The 18,822-nt window shown below is 65.0% G+C and carries 18 protein-coding genes; 8 read left to right on the top strand and 10 right to left on the bottom strand.

What is annotated here, in order from left to right; all coding sequences use genetic code 11:
• Window positions 1–14: 14 nt before the first annotated feature.
• From B5D62_RS10960 to B5D62_RS10925, 8 genes are all read right to left on the bottom strand, one after another.
• The gene (locus tag B5D62_RS10960) at window positions 15–560 is read right to left on the bottom strand and encodes a carboxymuconolactone decarboxylase family protein (protein ID WP_085933907.1); all 546 of its coding nucleotides are present in this window, start codon (window positions 558–560) and stop codon (window positions 15–17) included.
• 98 nt (window positions 561–658) lie between these two features.
• Window positions 659–1,471 (bottom strand): SDR family NAD(P)-dependent oxidoreductase, encoded by an 813-nt coding sequence (locus tag B5D62_RS10955; protein WP_085933906.1) that lies wholly within the window; start codon window positions 1,469–1,471, stop codon window positions 659–661.
• 22 nt (window positions 1,472–1,493) lie between these two features.
• Window positions 1,494–2,333 carry an SMP-30/gluconolactonase/LRE family protein gene (locus tag B5D62_RS10950; RefSeq protein WP_218191036.1) on the bottom strand — a complete coding sequence of 280 codons (840 nt, stop codon included), beginning with the start codon at window positions 2,331–2,333 and terminating at the stop codon, window positions 1,494–1,496.
• Between the two features lie 19 nt (window positions 2,334–2,352).
• Entirely contained in the window at window positions 2,353–3,231 is an 879-nt protein-coding gene (locus B5D62_RS10945; RefSeq protein WP_085933904.1) for an MBL fold metallo-hydrolase, read from the bottom strand.
• Between the two features lie 19 nt (window positions 3,232–3,250).
• A complete protein-coding gene (locus B5D62_RS10940; RefSeq protein ID WP_085933903.1) occupies window positions 3,251–4,363 on the bottom strand; it encodes an S-(hydroxymethyl)glutathione dehydrogenase/class III alcohol dehydrogenase in 1,113 nt (370 codons plus the stop codon).
• 53 nt (window positions 4,364–4,416) lie between these two features.
• Window positions 4,417–5,397, bottom strand: a complete 981-nt coding sequence (locus B5D62_RS10935) for an NAD(P)H-dependent flavin oxidoreductase (protein ID WP_085933902.1) — start codon at window positions 5,395–5,397, stop codon at window positions 4,417–4,419.
• Window positions 5,397–6,524, bottom strand: a complete 1,128-nt coding sequence (locus B5D62_RS10930) for a CaiB/BaiF CoA transferase family protein (RefSeq protein ID WP_170920889.1) — start codon at window positions 6,522–6,524, stop codon at window positions 5,397–5,399. The genes B5D62_RS10935 and B5D62_RS10930 overlap by 1 nt, the downstream gene beginning before the upstream one ends.
• On the bottom strand, window positions 6,521–7,630 hold the full coding sequence (locus B5D62_RS10925) for a CoA transferase (protein ID WP_085933900.1): 1,110 nt from the start codon (window positions 7,628–7,630) through the stop codon (window positions 6,521–6,523). Before B5D62_RS10925 ends, B5D62_RS10930 begins: the two co-directional genes overlap by 4 nt.
• 83 nt (window positions 7,631–7,713) lie before the next feature.
• Between B5D62_RS10925 and B5D62_RS10920 the strand changes: the two genes are divergently transcribed.
• The 5 genes from B5D62_RS10920 to B5D62_RS10905 all read left to right on the top strand — a co-directional run bounded on the left by B5D62_RS10920 (window position 7,714) and on the right by B5D62_RS10905 (window position 13,428).
• Window positions 7,714–8,928, top strand: a complete 1,215-nt coding sequence (locus B5D62_RS10920) for an LLM class flavin-dependent oxidoreductase (RefSeq protein ID WP_085933899.1) — start codon at window positions 7,714–7,716, stop codon at window positions 8,926–8,928.
• Window positions 8,929–9,153: 225 nt separating this feature from the next.
• On the top strand, window positions 9,154–10,458 hold the full coding sequence (locus tag B5D62_RS10915) for an ABC transporter substrate-binding protein (protein ID WP_085933898.1): 1,305 nt from the start codon (window positions 9,154–9,156) through the stop codon (window positions 10,456–10,458).
• Between the two features lie 14 nt (window positions 10,459–10,472).
• The gene (locus tag B5D62_RS32875) at window positions 10,473–11,411 is read left to right on the top strand and encodes an ABC transporter permease (protein ID WP_139373840.1); all 939 of its coding nucleotides are present in this window, start codon (window positions 10,473–10,475) and stop codon (window positions 11,409–11,411) included.
• Between the two features lie 9 nt (window positions 11,412–11,420).
• Window positions 11,421–12,266, top strand: a complete 846-nt coding sequence (locus B5D62_RS32870) for an ABC transporter permease (protein ID WP_139373839.1) — start codon at window positions 11,421–11,423, stop codon at window positions 12,264–12,266.
• Window positions 12,267–12,270: 4 nt separating this feature from the next.
• The gene (locus B5D62_RS10905; protein ID WP_085933897.1) at window positions 12,271–13,428 is read left to right on the top strand and encodes an ABC transporter ATP-binding protein; all 1,158 of its coding nucleotides are present in this window, start codon (window positions 12,271–12,273) and stop codon (window positions 13,426–13,428) included.
• A 27-nt stretch (window positions 13,429–13,455) separates the two neighbouring features.
• On the opposite strand, the gene B5D62_RS10900 is transcribed toward B5D62_RS10905, so the two are convergent.
• Window positions 13,456–14,271 carry a metal-dependent hydrolase gene (locus B5D62_RS10900; RefSeq protein ID WP_085933896.1) on the bottom strand — a complete coding sequence of 272 codons (816 nt, stop codon included), beginning with the start codon at window positions 14,269–14,271 and terminating at the stop codon, window positions 13,456–13,458.
• Window positions 14,272–14,399: 128 nt separating this feature from the next.
• Here B5D62_RS10900 and B5D62_RS10895 point away from each other — a divergent pair, with 128 nt between their 5' ends.
• Genes B5D62_RS10895 through B5D62_RS10885 form a run of 3 tightly spaced genes read left to right on the top strand, consistent with a single transcriptional unit; the run spans window position 14,400 to window position 16,396 of the window.
• Window positions 14,400–15,572 carry a thiolase domain-containing protein gene (locus B5D62_RS10895; protein WP_085933895.1) on the top strand — a complete coding sequence of 391 codons (1,173 nt, stop codon included), beginning with the start codon at window positions 14,400–14,402 and terminating at the stop codon, window positions 15,570–15,572.
• A 3-nt stretch (window positions 15,573–15,575) separates the two neighbouring features.
• A complete protein-coding gene (locus B5D62_RS10890) occupies window positions 15,576–15,971 on the top strand; it encodes a Zn-ribbon domain-containing OB-fold protein (RefSeq protein ID WP_085933894.1) in 396 nt (131 codons plus the stop codon).
• Window positions 15,972–16,006: 35 nt separating this feature from the next.
• Window positions 16,007–16,396: a GFA family protein gene (locus B5D62_RS10885; RefSeq protein ID WP_085933893.1), complete on the top strand. Its 390-nt coding sequence runs from the start codon at window positions 16,007–16,009 to the stop codon at window positions 16,394–16,396.
• Window positions 16,397–16,432: 36 nt separating this feature from the next.
• Here B5D62_RS10885 and B5D62_RS10880 read toward each other — a convergent pair whose 3' ends face one another.
• On the bottom strand, window positions 16,433–18,772 hold the full coding sequence (locus B5D62_RS10880; protein WP_085933892.1) for a xanthine dehydrogenase family protein molybdopterin-binding subunit: 2,340 nt from the start codon (window positions 18,770–18,772) through the stop codon (window positions 16,433–16,435).
• Window positions 18,773–18,822: the final 50 nt, after the last annotated feature.

Genomic DNA, 18,822 nt, shown 5'->3' with positions numbered 1-18,822 from the left:
CTGGCTTCGGCTCGTCACGACAGCGGGTACTGAGTCAGCACTTCCTTGTAGTACGGCTCGTTGTCGATCTGCATGGTGGCGAGCACCCGTACGACCGCACAGTAGAAGGCAATGGTGAGGACGAGGTCGGTCATCTCCTCGTTGCCGAGATGCTGCTTGATTTCGGCAAAGGTCGCGTCCGACATGGCGAGATTGCGCACCATCTCGCGCGCGCCTTTCAGGATCGCCCTGGCGAGCGGCTCCAGTTTCGACGGCTTGCCGTCGGTTTCGGCCATCAGGCCCTGGATGTCCTCGTCGGTGACGCCGAATTCCTTGCCGATCTTCACGTGGTGGGTGAACTCGTATTCCGACTTCTCCATCCATCCCACCTGCAGGATGGCGAGCTCGCGCAGGCGCGGATCGAGCTTGCTCTTGAAGCGGATGAAGTTGCCGATGCCGTTGAAGGCGCGCGCCATGTCCGGGCTGTTGACCAGCAGCTTGTGCAGGTTGGTGTTGCGTTTCAGCATGTCGCGGTATTCCGGTGCGACCTGGTCGGGCTCGAGATAGGGCAGGCGGGCCATTGTCTTTCCTCCTTTTTTCGCCGGGGCCGCGTCACTCCAGTGACGCGTTCTGTTGCTGGTTCGATATATGACGCGCCACTGGAGTGGCGCGCCCCCAGCTAATGACCTTCCGAATCCCGCTCCGGTCCCTGCAGCGTCACGCCGCCGTCGACCACGAGCACCTGGCCGGTGATGTAGCGGGCGTGCGCGCTCATCAGGAAGCGCACGGCATAGCCGATGTCCCAGCCGGTGCCTTCGACCTTCAGCACCGAGGCGCGGGCGCGCTGGGTGCGGGCACCGTCGCTCATGCCGCGGGCATAGACCATGGGCGTGTACATCGGCCCGGGGCAGATGCAGTTGACCCGGATGCCGTCCTTGCCGTGATCGACGGCCATCGCCCGGGTCAGCCCGATGACGGCGGCCTTCGAGGTCGTGTAGGTGGTGAGGCCGCGCGGCCGGAGCGCGGAGATCGAGGAGATGTTGACGATGGCGCCGCCCTTGGCGGTCTTGATCATGGCCGGGATCGCGTGCTTGGAGAGCAGGAACATCGTCTCCACGTTCACCTGCATCACGCGTCGATATTCCTCCGGCTTCTCGTCGACGACGCTGCCGCGGCTGCCGATGCCGACATTGTTGTCGAGGAAGTCGAGCCGGCCCCAGTGATCGACCGCGGCGTCGACGAGGCGGCGGCAGTCGGCTTCCCGGGTGGCATCGCAGGCCTCGGCGACGGCCGTGCCGCCCTCGGCCTTGATCATCTCGACCGTGCGCTCGGCCAGCTTCTTGTCGAGATCGGACACCACCACCCTGGTGCCGGCGCGGGCCAGCAGCACGGCGGCGGCCCGGCCATTGCCGATGCCGTCACCGACGGCGCCGCCTCCGGAGATGATGGCCACCTTGCCCTCGAGACCTGGATCGTCGTCAGGACCTTTCATCGCTTCCCCCATTCAGTTCGATTCAGGGCCAGCCTGCGCCCGGCACGTCCACCCGCAGGACTTCGATCCGGCCGTCGCGCTTGTCGGCCATCGCCGGCCCGCTGCCGGAATTGGTGATGACATAGAGCGTGCGCCGGTCCTGCCCGCCCAGCATGCAGGCATAGGCGCCGCGCGGCGCGAGATCGATGCTGTGCGTGATGCGGCCGCCCTCGAGCACGCGCAGCACGCGATGGCCGAAGGGATCGCTGACCCAGATCGCGCCCTCGGCATCGAGGCAGATGCCGTCGGGATAGCAGCCCTCGATCGTGGCCCACAGCCGCCTGTTGGACAGCGTCCCGTCCGCTGCAACATCGAAGGCGGTCAGGCGATGGGCGAAAGTCTCGGCCACGATCATCGTCCCGCCGTCCGGCGTGATGACCGTCCCGTTGGGAGAGAGCAGATCGTCCGCCGCCCGGTGCACCGATCGGTCGGGATCGACGCGGATCAGGCAGGTGGTGCGCTGCGCCTCGCCGGCGTGGCGGTCGTAGCCGAAGTTGCCGACATAGGCCCGGCCATGGCCGTCGACGACCATGTCGTTGCATTGGCCGGTCGCCAGCGATCCGAGCTCGGCTTCCCGCGAGAGCGTGCCGGTCGAGAAGCGCATCAACCGACGGTCCGTCATGCTGACGATCAGCATCGTGCCGTCGGGTCGCCAGCCGAGGCCCGACGGCCGCCCCGGCACCTCGACGACGGTCTCGGCCTTGCCGCTCTCGTCCACGGCGCGGACCTGATGGATATAGAAGTCGGAGAACCACAGCCGGCCGTCATGCCAGCGTGGCGCTTCGCCGAAGCAGAGGCCGGAGAGGAAGGGTTCCAGCTTCATGGCCATCTCCGCCGGTAGGTCATCGGTCCCACTCGATCCTGAAGGCGTCGCCTTGCGGTCTGATGTATCCGGCATTGGCGCCGGGGAAGTGGGCCGGGCACAAGAGGGCGTTGCTCTCCACGCAGTCCTCGAGGAGCTTGCGACGGTTCTTTGCCGAGAGCTCCTGGTTCCAGCAGAACTGGCTCGACCAGTCGGTATGATAGACCTGGATCGGGTGATGCATGATGTCGCCCGAGAAGGTCGCCTGCCTGCCGCCATCTTTCAGGTTGATGCCGACCGATCCCGGCGTATGGCCGGGATAATCCTTCAAGGTCAGCAGCGGATCGGGCTGATGGTCGGTTTCGATCATCACGGCCTTGCCGGCCTCGACGACCGGCAGCACCGAGTCGTCGAACGAGCCGTCATTGACCTTGCCCGCTCCCTGCGCCCGGCGTTCGCTTTCCCAATGGGCATACTCGCGCTTGGCAAAGAGATAGCGGGCGTTGGGGAAGGTGGGCACCCAGCGGCCGTCCTGCAGCTTCGTGTTCCAGCCGACGTGATCGACGTGCAGATGGGTGCACATCACGAAGTCGACCGACTCGGCGGGGCAGCCACAGGCCTTGAGCCGCTCGAGGAACGGCGTGTCGAGATTGTTCCAGCCGGGATTGTGGCGCTGCTTGTGGTTGCCGAGGCAAGTGTCGATCAGGATGGTGTGCTTCGGCGTCTTCACGATCCAGCTGTGGACGCTGCCCACCAGCCGATCGCTGCCTGGCTCGACATGCTCGGGCACCATCCAGTGCTTCTGGGCGTCGAACGCTTCCTGAACGAACTTGGGAAACATGCGGGCCGGCTTGAAGCCCGGCCCGCAGATCTCTTCGACTTTCTGTATGGTGGCGCCGCCGATCGTGCGCACCGTCATTGGTTTCCTCCCCGTTTTTCTAGAACGTGACGACGCTGCGGATCGACTCTCCCTTGTGCATCAGATCGAAGGCGTCGTTGATCTTCTCGACCGGCATCACGTGGGTGATGAGCGTGTCGATGTCGATCTTGCCGTTCATGTACCAGTCGACGATCTTGGGCACGTCGCGGCGGCCCTTGGCGCCGCCGAAGGCGGTGCCGAGCCACTGACGCCCGGTGACGAGCTGGAACGGCCGCGTCGAGATCTCCTGGCCGGCACCGGCCACGCCGATGATGACCGACTTGCCCCAGCCGCGGTGGCAACATTCGAGCGCCTGGCGCATCAGCTTCGTGTTGCCGACGCATTCGAAGCTGTAGTCGGCGCCGCCGTCGGTCATCTCGACCAGATGGGCCACGACATCCTTGCCCTCCAGCGTCTCCGGATTGACGAAATGCGTCATGCCGAACTTCTTTCCGAGTTCCTCGCGCGCCGGATTGAGATCGACGCCGATGATCATGTTGGCGCCGACCATGCGGGCGCCCTGGATCACGTTGAGGCCGATGCCGCCCAGCCCGAAGACCACGACGTTGGCGCCGGGCTCGACCTTGGCGGTGTTGATCACCGCGCCGATGCCGGTGGTCACGCCGCAGCCGATGTAGCAGACCTTGTCGAACGGCGCGTCGGCGCGGATCTTGGCCAGCGCGATCTCGGGCAGCACCGTGTAGTTGGAGAAGGTCGAGCAGCCCATGTAGTGATGGATCTTCTTGCCGTTGAGCGAGAAGCGCGACGTGCCGTCGGGCATCACGCCCTGGCCCTGCGTGCCGCGGATGGCGGTGCAGAGATTGGTCTTGCCCGACAGGCAGGATTTGCACTGCCGGCATTCCGGCGTGTAGAGCGGGATCACGTGATCGCCCTTCTTGAGCGACACGACGCCGGGACCGACATCGACCACGACGCCCGCGCCCTCGTGGCCGAAGATCACGGGGAACAGCCCCTCCGGATCGCCGCCGGAGCGCGTGAACTCGTCCGTATGGCAGACGCCCGAGGCCTTGATCTCGACCAGCACCTCGCCGAACTTCGGTCCCTCCAGATCGACCATCTCGATCTCGAGCGCCTTGCCGGCCTCGAAGCAAACTGCTGCCTTGGTTTTCACGCTGAACTCCTGGAATTGGAGGGCGAAGCCTAGAGCAGAGCAGCGGTTCCAGTCTATGCCACGGCGCGCTGCATGACCGCACCGCTCATCTGCGACTTCGCCTCGCGATATTGCTGAATCAGGCGGCGGCAGAGGTCGGAGGCGGACGGAATATCCTCGATGTTCCCGACGCCATGGCCGGCGGTATAGATGTCCTTCCAGCGCTTCTTGTTTTCCTGCGCTGCAACGATCTTCCCGGGCAGCGTCGTGCGCAACACGTCGAGGTCGATGCCGGCAGCCAGAAGGCTCGGCGTCAGCCAGTTGGCCGGCGCGCCGTCGATGGAGGCGGTGAGGAAGACATCGGTCGCGCGCGTCTCGAGGATCATCTGCTTGTGCGCGGCGGCCGCCATCGCCTCCCGGGTGGCGATGAAGCGGGTGCCGATATAGGCGAGATCGGCGCCCATCGCCTGCGCCGCCAGCACATCGCGGCCCGTCGACATGCCACCCGCCAGCACGACGGCGAAGTCCTCGCCGAGCTGGCGGATCTCATTCATGAGGGCAAACGGGTTGATGGTGCCGGTATGGCCGCCGGCGCCGCCGGCGACAGCGATCACCCCGTCGACCCCGGCCTCCAGCGCCTTCTCGGCATGACGGCGGTTGGCGATGTCATGCAACGCCACCGCGCCCCAACCATGGATGCGCTTGATGGCGTCGCCGGGCGCGCCTTTCGAGGTCAGCACGACCGGGACCCGGTACCTCTCGACCAGTTCGAGATCACCCGGATAGCGGTCGTTCGAGGGATGTACCACGAGATTCACGGCCCACGGCGCAGGCTTCTTCCCGGCGTCCTCGAGCCGCTTGATGCCGACCTCCATCTCGTCCAGCCAGGCGCGGAACTCCTCGCGGCTGCGCGTCCCGTGGGCCGGGAAGCTGCCCATCACGCCTTCGGCACAGCAGGCGAGCGCCAGTGCGGGATTGGAAACCAGGAACATCGGCGCGGCGATGACGGGAATCGCCATGCGATCGATCAGCTTCTGCACTTCGGCGCGCGCCATCAAACCTCTCCTATGGTCGGCGTGGTGGAGGTCACGCCCGATTTGTCCAGTTCGTCCAGCATGGCGTCGTCGTAACCCAGCAGGCCGCGCAATACTTCGTCGGTGTGCTGGCCGAGATCGGGCGCCGGCCGTTCGACCGCGATGCCCTTACCGTCGAGTCGATAAGGCAGGCCCTTCACCAACGTGCCGCGCCGGTCGCGGGCCAATGTCACGCCGGCAAGCGCCTTATCTTGCAGCAGATCGTTCCCGTCGTTGCAGGGCGCGGCGGCGATGCCACGCATCAGGAGCTCGGCCACGGCATCGGCGCTGGCATGGCCGGCACAGAAGGCAGCAAGGTCCGGCTGCTCGCTGTCGCAGGTGACGGCGATCCAACGGCCGTCACTGCAGAGATAGGTGTCCTGCTGCACGATGCCCTCGGCCTGATTGCCCTGGCGGCGGCAGCGACGCTGCGGATCGGCGGCCGCGGCGAGGATCTCCTCGCCGATGGTGAAAGACGCCACTTCGCGCTGCGAGAAGTCGAGGAAGCAACCCTTGCCCGTGCGGCGCGCTTCCATGATGGCGGTGATGACGATCCCGGTCGCGAACAGGGACACGATCTGGTCCGGATAGTTCACGTCCATGCCGGAAATCCGCGGCTCCTCGTCTTCATAGCCGGTCAGCGCGGCGAGACCGGAGGTGGCGTCGAGGGTGCTGCCGAACGAGACGTTCATGCGCTCGGGCCCGGTGTCGCCCTGGCTCGAGATGGCGGCAAAGACGATCCTGGAATTGACGGCGCTCAGATCCCGGTAGCCGAGGCCGGCACGATCGAGGACGCCGCGGCGGAAGTTCTCGACTACCACGTCGCATTGGGCCGCCAGCGCGCGGATCACCCGCTGGCCCTGCGGGTCCTTGAGATTCAGGGCCAGGCCGCGCTTGTTGCGATTTGTGAAGCGGAACTGCGGCGAGCGATTCCACCAGCCATCGTCATTGTCGATCTTGCCGACGACGCGGAACGGATCGAGATAGGCGCCCGACTCGATCTTGAGCACCTCGGCTCCGAGATCGGCCAGCATCGCTGAGGTATTTGCGCCCGCGGTCAGCAGACCGAAATCGAGGACGCGGACTCCGCTGAGAGGACGCTTTGTCATGTTGGCAGCCCTGGTCTCGGCAACTCGGGGGCCGGTCGCGGTGCGAAGGATCGCCCGTTCCATTGCACGGGAAGCTGCGGCAGCCGCAGCGCTCCGAGCGTCGGATGAGTCATGTCGGCGAGGAAGCCGCGGGCCACGTACTGGTCGGCCTTCAGGAGTTCGGCCGGTGCGAAGATCGGCCCGAACGGTACACCCTTCGCCTGGGCGAGCACCTGGATCTCCGCGCGGGTCTTGTCGGCGAACCATGGCGCGATGATCTCGTAAAGCGCCGCTACGTGCTGGCGTCGGCCAGCACGATTGGCGAATTTCGGATCGTCGAGCCGGGAATCGTTGATCAGCGCCCGCGTCGCCGGCCATTGCGTGACGGTATAGACCACCGCCACATGGCCATCGCGGCAGGGCACGATCTGGAACTCCGAGCGCTTGCCCTCCCGTCCCGGTGACTGGCCGGAGGCGGCAGCACCCGACGCCGCTTTCCAATTCACCCACTGCACGACTTCGGCCAGCGACACGCGGATGGAGGGAGCGGCGCGATCCGCGTCACGGGCGGCGAGTGCGGCCGCGAGGCCCGTGAAAGCAGTGAGACCGGCGGCATAACTCGCCTGATGCCCGCCGAGCCGCAGCGGCTTGCGGTCCGGCTCACCCACCATGTGCAGCAGGCCGCCGAGGGCCAGGATCGTGAACTCGCTCACGGGGCGATGCGCGGCCTGCATCTCGAGCGGGAAAGCGGCGATCTCGATCGCCGTCGCGCGGCCGGCGCGTGCCAGGGATGCGATCGATGCGGGCTCCTCGAACAGCACCGCATCGGCTGTGTCGGTCAGCTTGCCGAGCGCGGCTCGGCCGGCATCGGTCGCGAGATCGAGGAGCAGTGACCGTTTTGACGTATTGAGGAACTGGAACAGGGCGCTTTCGCCCTGCGGCAGAAGCGGAGGGGCACGGCGGACAGGATCGCCGCCAGGCGGTTCGACCTTCAGCACGGTCGCGCCGAGATCGGCCGCGATCTTGGCCGCAAGCGATGACGCCAAACGCAAGCAGAGCGGCACGTCGCGGTCATTCACCTCGACGATCGTGAATCGCTCCAGCGGCAAGCTATCGGCCGTGCTCATGACAGCCTCTTCGCCTATCGCGGGCAACGGCCTCGGTCAATGTCGGCCGTCGTGCTACCGTCCTGCGAACGGAGGTAGAGACAATGGCGCAAACCGGCAATCACAAGGGCCTGACATTCGGCATCTTCCTGGCGCCGTTCCATCGCGTGGGCGAGAATCCCACCTTGTCGATGGCGCGCGACATGGAGCTGATCGAGTGGATCGACGAACTCGGCTTCGACGAGGCATGGGTCGGCGAGCATCACTCGGCCGGGTGGGAGACCATCGCGTCGCCGGAGGTGTTCATGGCCGCCGCGATCGAACGCACGCGCTATATCCGCCTCGGGTCGGGCGTGACCAGCCTACCGTATCATCACCCGCTGATGGTGGCGAACCGCTTCGTGCAGCTCGACCATATGTCGCGCGGACGGACGATGCTGGGCTGCGGTCCCGGCGCGTTGCCGTCGGACGCCTATATGATGGGCATCGAGCCCTCGACGCAGCGCCGGCGCATGGAGGAGTCGCTGGAGGCGATCATGCGCTTGCTCGAGTGCAAGGAGCCGGTCACGATGAAGACCGACTGGTTCGAGCTGAGAGAGGCGCGCCTGCATCTGGCGCCCTACAGCTATCCGCACTTCCCGATCGCCTGCGCCAGCACCATCACGCCATCGGGCATGATCGCCGCCGGCAAGCATGGGGTCGGTGTGCTCTCAATCGGCGCCGGTCTGCCGGGTGGACCCGAGGCGATGGCCAAGCAATGGGCAATCTACGAGGAAACGGCCGCCAAACACGGCAAGACCGCCGACCGCTCCAAGTGGCGCATCGTCGTCAACGCCCATATCGCCGACGATGACGAGCAGGCGCTGCGCGAGGTGAATGCCGGCGAGCGGCGCGAGACCGTCACCTATTTCGAGGATACGCTGGGCCGCCCGCCCGGCCGCGCCGACGATCCGCTGCGCGAGGGCGTGAAGATGGGCACTACGCTGGTCGGCACGCCGGATACGGTGGCGCACGGCATCGAGCGGCTGCTGGGTTATTCCAACGGCGGCTTCGGCGGCATCCTGTTCAGAGCGCATGAATGGGCGAGCCGGGAGGCAACAATGCGCTCCTATGAGCTGTTCGCACGCTATGTCATGCCGCGCTTCCAAGGCTCACTCGATACGATCGTCGCTTCCAACGAATGGGCGCGGTCGAATCGCAAGGGCATCTTCGGTCCGAACGTGGCGGCGGTACAGAAGGCCTTTACCGACGCCGGCCGTGCGGTCCCTGAGGAGTTCCGGGCGCGTACGCCCGGTGCGCGTGACGTTGCTGGCGATTGAGTCGTTGCGCCTTCGTTAGGCGCGAGCGCTCAAAATTGAACCATCTGCAGGCGCGCCGTCATCGCGGCGCGCCTTTGCTTTTCGCCCATGACCATTGTGATGGCCGTGCGCGCCTTAATCGATGGCGTGTTCGAGATCGTACGATGGTTCAACGAATGCGGGCACAGTTCTTGCGTCGCATTGTCGGGACTCAGCTTGTGTCGACACCGCTCGGGAGCTGGCAGAATGACCCGCAAAATTTCTGGAAATCATCGTCGCCTGAATCGTCGTACGCTCCTCAAGGGAGCAGCGGCCGGCGGCACGCTGGCAACCACCGAAGTCCTTCTCGGATTTCCCACGGTGTGGGCGCAGAATACCAAGGACGTCACGCTGGTCCATGCCGGTGGGTCCTATGCCGCGATCAAGGAGATCGGCGATCAGGCCACCAAGGATCTTGGCTTCAAGATCGTCATGCAGGCGATCACCGATGACGTGCAGCTCAACCGCTCGCTGACGCAACCCAACACCATCGACATCAACAACATCGACAGCACCAAGATGCCCTATCTGGTGGGCAAGGGCGTGCTGCAGCCGGTGCCGGTCGCCAAGTACAAATACTGGGACGAAACCGTACCGTTGTTCACCAAGGGTACTTATCCCAACGGGCAGCCGGTCTCCTCGCAGGGCCTGTCACCGCTCGAGGCCATGTTCTACGACGGCAAGGATGCCAAGAAACTGGCCGGCAAGCCGACCGAGTGGCTGACCATGATCCCCACCATCTACAACGCCGATACGCTCGGCATCCGGCCCGACCTGGTCGGCGGTCGCGACAAGATCACGAGCTGGAAGGACCTGCTCGATCCCAAGTTCAAGGGCAAGACGGCTCTGGTCGATTATGCGCCGGTCGGTGTGATCGACGCTGCCATGGCGATCGAGGCGCGCGGCGACTTCAAGTACGGCGACAAGGGCAACATGACCAAGGAGGAGATCGACAAGACCATCAAGATCTTGATCGATCTCAAGAAAGGCGGCCATTTCCGGTCCTTCTGGAGCACCTTCGATCAGTCGGTGAACCTGATGGCCTCGGGCGAAGTCGTGATTCAATCGATGTGGTCGCCGGCCGTGACGGCGGTGCGGTCACGCGGCATCGATTGCTACTTTGTGCCCCTCAAGGAAGGCTATCGCGGCTGGACCGTGGGTCTCGCGCCGATGGCGCATCTCAGCGGGCTAAAGCTCGAATGCGCCTACGAGTACATGAACTGGTTCAACTCGGGCTGGCAGGGCGGCTTCATCGCCAAGCAGGGCTATTATTCGGCGGTGCCGTCGACGGCCAAGAAGTTCCTGACCGCGGAGGAATGGGACTACTGGTACGACGGCAAGCCGGCCGCGGTCGATATCAAAGACCCGTATGGGGCTCTGATGGAGAAGAAGGGCGCCACCCGCGACGGCGGCGCCATCTGGGATCGCATGGGTCACATTGCCTGCTGGAACACGGTGATGGACGAAGACCGCTATCTGACGAGGCGCTGGAACGAATTCGTTTCGTCCTGATCGGGGGATTGGCCATGACGATCCTCGACTCGACGGCCAGCGGTCTGGCGGCGGCTGCGGAGCCCGCGGCCGCGGAAGCGGCGGACGAGCACGCGATCAATACCGGCGAGCTCGCATCGTGGTTCCAGATCACGCCGCTCATGATCATCCTGGCGTTGTTCTTCGGCCTGCCGATGCTGGTCGTGCTGGCGGTGAGCTTCTTCGACTTCGACCGCAGCGACATCATCCCGGCCTTCATCTTCGACAATTACACCGACCTGTTCCGGTCCGAGGTGACGCTTCGGCTCTATCTGAGTTCGTTGAAATTCGCGGCGATCGTGTGGGCGGTGACGCTGATCCTGGGTTTCAACATCGCCTATTTCCTGGTCTTCCATGTGCGCAGCCTGCTGTGGCAGATCGGGCTGTTCCTGATCTGCACGGTGCCGTTCCTGACCTCGAACATCATCCGCATGATCTCGTGGATTCCCTTCCTGGGGCGCAACGGCATCTTCAACCAGGCGCTGGAAGGAGCGGGTATCGTCAACCAGCCGCTCGAATTCCTGCTGTTCTCCGATTTCGCCGTGGTGGTGGCCTACGTGCACCTCTTCACCCTTTTCATGGTGGTGCCGATCTTCAACTCGATGGCGCGCATCGACAAAAGCCTGCTCGAGGCAGCGCGCGATGCCGGAGCCGGACGTTTTCGCGTCGTCGCCGAGATCGTGCTGCCGCTTTCCAAGACAGGCATCGCTCTGGGCTCGATCTTCGTCGTCACGCTGGTCATGGGCGACTCGTTCGTGGTGCGCACCATGAGCGGTGGCCAGAGCGCCTCGGTCGTCTCCGCGCTGCAGAACGAGGTGGCGGCGCTGCAGTATCCGCCCGCCGCGGCCAGCGCCATCATTATGGTGATCATCGTCACGCTGATGGTGGCCGGCATCCTGCGGCTGGTGGACGTCCGCAAGGAACTGGCGGGCTGAAAGGAAGCCATGGAAGACAAGCGACCCTGGACCTTCTACGCCTTCGCCGCCTTCTTCACGCTCTTCGTGCTGTTTCTCTATGGGCCGATGATCGTGATCTACATCCTGTCGTTCCAGGGCCCCAGCGGCGGCATGACCTTTCCCTTAAATGGCGTCTCGCTGCACTGGTTCGAGGCGCTCATTTCGCAGACCCGCGTCGGCGACATCGCCGGCTCGTTCCAGCGCTCGATCGGTCTTGCGGTCTTGGTCGCAGTGATCACGGTCGTCGTCTCGGTTCTGGCGGGACTGGCTTTCCGCCGCCGTTTCCGCGGCTCCGCCTTCGCCTTCTATTTTGCCATCGCCAGCCTGATCATGCCCGGCCTGTTCGTGGGCCTCGGCATCGCGCTTACGTTCCGCCTGCTTGGTCTGGAGACGAGCTGGTTTGTTTCGGGCCTTGGCGCGCAGCTGACCTGGACGCTGCCGTTCGGCCTGCTGATCATGTTCGCCATCCTCGGCCGCTTCAATCGATCCTACGAGGAAGCTGCAACCGACCTCGGCGCGACGAGCTGGCAGAAGGTCCGCGAGGTCACCTTGCCGATCCTGCTGCCGGGCATCATCGGCGTGGCACTGTTCGGTTTCACCCTTTCCTACGACGAACTGGCGCGCACGGCGTTGACGGCGGGCAGCGAGAACACATTGCCGCTGGAGATCTGGGCCATGACCACCAACGTCACGTCGCCCACTCTTTACGCCGTGGGCGCGGTGACCACGATCGTGTCCTTCATCGTGATCGTGATCGCCTTGTCGTCGATCGCCTTCATCCAGAGACGTCGTGCGCTCGGTGCCCGCGGCGAGCTTGTGACAGCAACGGAGTAAAGCCATGGCCAATCCGGACGGAAGCGGAGAGGTTGCTGTTGTCGGCGTCACCAAGCGCTACGGCGAGACGGTGGCGGTCAAGGACCTGAGCCTGACGATCCCGCACGGCGCCTATTGCTGCCTGCTGGGTCCCAGCGGCTGCGGCAAGACGACGATCCTGCGCATGATCGCCGGACACGAGATGCCGAGCAAAGGGGACATCCGCATCGGAGGGACATCCGTCCTGGGGCTGCCGCAGATCAAGCGCGGCACGGCGATGATGTTCCAGAGCTATGCGCTATTCCCCCATCGCTCGGTGCTCGACAACGTGGCTTTCGCGCTGAAGATGCGCGGCGCCGGCCTGTCCGAGCGCCATGCCACGGCGCGCGAGCTATTGGCCAAAGTCCAGCTCGAGAAGTTCGCCAATCGCCTGCCGCCGCAGCTCTCCGGCGGGCAGCAGCAGCGCGTGGCGCTGGCGCGCGCCCTGATCACCAACCCGCGCGTGCTGCTGCTCGATGAGCCGTTGTCGGCGCTGGACGAGTATCTGCGCCTGCGCATGCGCGGCGAGCTGCGGCGTGTGCAGAAGGAGCTGGGTATCACCTTCATCCATGTGACTCACACGCAGCTTGAGGCGATCGCGGTTGCCGACATGGTCGTGGTCATGGCCAACGGCCATATCGAGCAGGCCGCCAGCGCGCGCGATATCTTCGTGGCGCCGCGCAATGCTTACGTTACGCGCTTCGTCGGTGGACAGAATGTGCTGTGCGGGGTGGTCGAGGGGGTGAGTGACGGTACCGCCGTCCTGACGTCGCGGCAGGGGGCGCGTCTGGCATTCCCGATCGACGGCAGGCAGCCAGCACGCGGAGCCGAGCTGTATGGCTCGATCCGCCGCGATCGCATCGCCATCGAGAAGCTGCCGGCGGGCAGCCTGCCGCCCAACGAGCTCAATGCGATCGTGGGCGAGGTCCATACGATCGAGAACCAGGGCTCCTATGTGAAGGTGACGATCGATCTCGGCGATGAGGAGGAATTCGTCGCCCACATGGTGGACGACGAATTTTTCCGCGACCCGCTCGACATCGGCGACCGCGTCGTGGCCCGCTGGTCGGCCTCGGACGTCAACCTGCTCGACGACGGCCTGAACGTGCGGCCCGCGATGCCGATGGCGGCCGCGGCAAGCTGAGCGCCACCGCAGCCGGTTCCGCTCCGGTCAGAATTCCTTCACCTCGCCCGGCTGCCAGTCGTCGAGCACCTTGATCGAGGTTTGGCCCAGGGCAGCCTTGAACTCGGCCGGCGTGCCCTTCAGGAACGGGTTGGTGCCGTAGTGCATCGGCAACACCATCTTGGGCTTGATCCATTCCTTGGTCGCAAACGCCGCATCGGCCGGATTCATGACGAAGTGGCCGCCGATCGGGATCAGCAGCAGGTCAGGCTTGTACTTCTCGCCGTAGAGCTTCATGTCGCTGAACAGCGCCGTATCGCCCATGTGATAGATGGTGAAGCCGTTGGCGAACTGCAGGATGAACCCGACCGGCTCGCCCGCGGGGTAGCTGGTGTCCTTGCCGGTCGCCGGATCCTTCAAGATCATTTCCGACGAATGTTCGGCATGCACCGCCGTCACCTTGAGCCCCGGTACCGGTTCGATCGTACCGCCCTTGCCGAAGCGCGGCGCGAGATTGGCGGGTAGTACGCCGAGCGTTGTCAGGAACTGATCCATGCCGGCCGGGCCCCAGACGGGCGCCTCGTTCTTCTTGGCCAGCGGCACCGCGTCGCCGAGATGATCGCCGTGCCCGTGCGTGACCAGGATCACGTCGATCTTGCCGAGCTTGTCGAGGTCCTTCCATTCGGGAGGCGTCTTGGGATTGCCTGTCAGCCAGGGGTCGATCATCACGACCTTGCCGCCGGGCGTGGTCAGCTTGAAGGCCGACTGCGCGAACCATTGCAGCTTGATCTTGTCCTGCGCACTCGCCGTTCCCGCGATGGCCAAGCACGCCGCGACGACGATTCCCAGAAGCCGAAAGCGCATATCTCTCTCCCCATTGTGTCTGTTATGACATCACCATAGCAGGTTCCTCAGGACGGAAGTTGTCGCTTTTCCGTGAGCGGCTAATCCCTCACGATGCGCCGCAACATGAAGCAAGGAGATGGTGCCCGATGAGCATCAAGGGCAAAGCGTATATTGCCGGCATCTACGAGCATCCGACGCGTCTCGCGACGGATCTCTCGCTGGCGCAGATCCATGCCGAGGTCGCCAAGGGCGCGCTCGAGGACGCCGGCCTTACCAAGGACGATGTCGACGGCTATTTCTGCGCCGGCGATGCGCCGGGCCTGGGACCGATGTCGATGGTCGAGTACATGGGGCTGCGGCCGCGCCACGTCGATTCGACCGATACCGGCGGCTCCTCGTACGTTCTCCATGTCGGCCATGCCGCGGAGGCGATCGCGGCCGGTAAGTGCAAGGTGGCGCTGATCACACTGGCGGGAAGGCCGCGTGCCGAGGGCATGGCGACCGGTACGGTGCCGCGTAGCCGCGGCGGCACGCCGACGCCGGACGAACCCTTCGAGTTCCCCTATGGCCCGACCGTGGTGAACATGTATGCCATGTGCGCCATGCGTCACATGTATGAGTTCGGCACCACCTCCGAGCAGCTCGCCTGGATCAAGGTCGCCGCCTCGCAGCATGCGCAGTACAATCCGCACGCGCTGCTGAAGAACGTCGTGACGGTCGAGGAGGTCGTCAACTCGCCGATGATCTCCGATCCGCTGCACCGCCTCGATTGCTGCGTGATCACCGATGGCGGCGGCGCCATCGTCGTCGTGGCACCCGAGATTGCGGCCAAGCTGAAGCGCCCGAAGGTCAAGGTCCTCGGTGCCTCGGAGTTCATCAAGACCCAGATGGGCGGCAAGGTGGATCTCACCTATTCCGGCGCGCGTTTCACCGGTCCGGCTGCCTTCGCCGAAGCCGGCGTCAAACCGTCGGACATCAAGTACGCCTCGATCTACGACAGCTTCACCATCACGGTGCTGATGCAGCTCGAGGATCTCGGCTTCTGCGAGAAGGGCAAGGGCGGCAAGTTCGTGGCCGACGGCAACCTGATCTCGGGTGTCGGCAAGCTGCCGTTCAACACCGACGGCGGCGGACTGTGCAGCAACCATCCCGCCAACCGCGGCGGCCTCACCAAGGTGCTGGAGGCCGTGCGCCAGCTGCGCGGTGAGGCGCATCCCAAGGTGCAAGTGAAGAACTGCGATCTCGCCGTCGCGCATGGCACCGGCGGCTCGCTCGGTCTGCGCCACGGCAGCGCGACGGTCATTCTGGAGAGGGAGTAAGTCATGGCCGACACCAAGGAACGCAAGCTGCCGGCGCCGGCCATCAGCCCCGAAACGCAGCCCTACTGGGATGCGGCCGCAAAGGGCAAGCTGCTGGTGCGCAAGTGCACGAGCTGCGGCCAGGCCCATCACTATCCGCGCACGATCTGCCCGTTCTGCTTCAGCGACAAGACGGAGTGGGTCGAGGCCTCGGGCAAGGGCACCATCTATTCCTACAGCGTGATGCGGCGCGCCCCGGTGCCATATGCGATGGCTTATGTGACGCTGGCCGAGGGGCCGCGCATGGTGACCAATATCGTCGATTGCGACTTCGACAAGCTGAAGTGCGAGCAGGCGGTGAAGCTGGTCTTCAAGCCGACCGAGGATGGCCCGCCGCTGCCGATGTTCACGCCGGCCTGATGCAACAACCGCGGGCGCCCTCCCGTTGATCCGAGATGATCACGGGACGGTGTCTGTGCGGCGGAGTGCGCTGGTCGGCGTCGAAACCGGCCAGCGCCGTACATCATTGCCATTGCGGCATGTGCCGCCGGTGGACCGGAGCGGCGTTCGCGACTCTGGTCTGGTTCCCGCGCAGCGCGGTGCACTGGACGGGCGAACCGACAGTGTTCCGCTCTTCGCCGATCGCGGTACGCACCCATTGCGGTCTCTGTGGCACGCCCCTGTCGCTGGGCTACGATAGCCGGGACGACATCGCCTTCGCCGTCGGGAGCCTGGAAGACCCGCAGTCGGTGACGCCGACGCACCACTATGGCGTCGAAGGCCGCCTGCCCTGGGTCGACATCGGGCGCGATCTCCCGGTCAGGATCACCAAGGAAAGATGGTGACCCTGCGACTCGGCCAACAGCGCCAGATGGGCGCGCTCAGTCGTTGAGCGCGGCCCAGACCTTCTCCGGCGTGCAGGGCATGTTCATGTGCTTGCCGCCCAGCGCATCGACGATGGCATTCATCACCGACGGCAGCGAACCGGCGCAGCCGGCCTCGCCGCAGCCCTTGGCGCCCAGCGCGTTGGTCTTCGCCGGCACGGAATGGAAGCCGATCGCGAAGGACGGCACGTTGTCAGCGCGCGGCAACGCGTAGTCGGTGAAGCTGCCGGTCATGAGCTGGCCGTCGTCGCTGTAGACGGTCTGCTCCATGATCGCCTGCCCGATGCCCTGCACGACGCCGCCGTGGCTCTGGCCCGCCACGAGCAGCGGATTGATGACCGTGCCGAAGTCGTTGACCATGGTGTACTTCACCACCTCGATCACGCCCGTCTCAGGATCGATCTCGACTTCGGCAACATGGGCGCCGTTGGGGAAGGCGGACGGCGCGGCCTTGTGCACGTGGGTGACATCGAGAGTGGTCGGCACGCCCTCAGGCAGCGCGAGGCCGCCGCGCAGCTTCTGGGCCAGCTCCATGATGTCGATGCCACGGTCGGTGCCGACGATGTTGAAGCGGCCGCTCTTGAACTCGATATCGGCCGCCGAGGCTTCGAGCGCGACGCCGGCGATCTGCTTGCCCTTCTCGATCACCTTGTCCGAGGCTTCGACGATCGCCGCGCCCGACGCCATGATCGACTTGGAGCCGCCGGTGCCGCCACCGGCGATCAGCAGATCGCTGTCGCCCTGGATCAGCTTGATCTTATGGAAGGGGATGCCGAGCTTTTCCGTCAGCACCTGCGCGAAGGGCGACCAGTGGCCCTGGCCGTAGTCGAGCGTGCCGGTGATGATGGTCACGTCGCCGTTGGGCTCGAAGCGCAAGCCGCCCTGTTCATTCTGCGGCGGCGCCGTCACTTCGAGGTAGTTGCCAAGTCCGCGGCCGCGCAGCTTGCCGCGCGCCTTGCTCTCGGCCCTGCGCTTGTCGAAGCCGTTCCAGTCCGAAGCCGCCAGCACTTTGTCGAGCAGGGTCGTGAACTCGCCCGAGTCATAGAGCGTATCGCCGCCGGTCTTATGCGGCATGGCCTCGGGTGGAACATGGTTCCGCTTGCGCAGCTCGACCGGGTCGATGCCCATCTCGCGCGCCGCCGTGTCGACAAGCCGCTCCATGAAGTAGTTGCCTTCGGGACGGCCGGCGCCGCGATAGGCACTGACCGGTGTGGTGTTGGTGAACACGCACTTGGTGCTCACCTCGATCAGCGGAGTCTTGTAAACGCCGGTCGAATTCTTGACGATGTTGAGCGTTCCCATCATCGGCGCCACGGTGCCGAGATAGGCGCCCATGTTGCCGTAGCCGGTGAAGCGCACCGCCAGGAAGTTGCCATCCTTGTCGAGCGCCAGCTCGGCGTCGAATTCATGGTCGCGGCCGTGCTGGTCGCTGAGGAACGAGCCCGAGCGATCGTCGGTCCACTTGACCGGACGCCCCAGCAGCTTGGCGGCATGGAAGAGGGGCTCGTATTCCGGATAGGCGGACGCCTTCATGCCGAACGAGCCGCCGACATTGCCGGTGAGGACGCGCACCTTCTCGGGCGGGACCTTCAGGACGTCGTTGGCGAGCTGGTTCTTGAGGCCGAACACGCCCTGGCTGCAGGCATGCAGTGTGTAGCGGCCCGACTCGGGCTCGAACTCGGCGATCGCCGAGCGCGGCTCCATCGCCGCCACGACCACCCGGTTGTTCAGAAGATGCAGCTTCGTGACGTGCGCGGCCTTGGCGAAGGCCTCGGCCACCTTCGCGGCGTCACCGAAATGGTAATCGAGGCAGACATTGTCCGGCACATCGTCATAGAGAAGCGGCGCGCCGGGCTGGCAGCCGGCGCGGGCGTCGGTGACGGCGGGCAGTGACTCGATATCCACCATGACCGCCTCGGCGGCATCGCGGGCCTGGGCCAGCGTCTTGGCCACGACGATCGCCACCGGGTCGCCGACGAAGCGGACCTTGTCGGTCGGCAGCGAGGGGCGGTCCGGCTTCTTCATCGGTGAGCCGTCGCGGTTGGGGAAGGGGATGATGCATTTCAGCAGTCCTGAGCCCGCCGCGGCGAGATCGGCGCCGGTCCAGATGCCCAGCACGCCGGGCATGGCCCTCGCCTCCTCGGCGTCGATGCCCTTCAGGACGCCATGGGCCACCTGACTGCGCACCATCACCGCATGGACCTGGTTCGGCAGGTTGATGTCGTCCGTATAGCGGCCCTGGCCCTTCAGCAGGGTCGGATCCTCCTGCCGCGGGACCGGCTGGCCGATGCCAAATTTCATCAAATTGAGATCGTCCGCATCCAGGGGAGCGTTCATGGCGTCATCCAAAAAGGAGTGGGAAATTTCGTGCTCATCATAGCGCAGGT

Origin of the sequence: Enhydrobacter aerosaccus, assembly GCF_900167455.1 — a bacterium.
In the GTDB taxonomy this organism is placed as follows: domain Bacteria; phylum Pseudomonadota; class Alphaproteobacteria; order Reyranellales; family Reyranellaceae; genus Reyranella; species Reyranella aerosaccus.
Note: the sequence above shows the minus strand (reverse complement) of the source record. Positions and strands in the feature narration are given on the sequence as shown.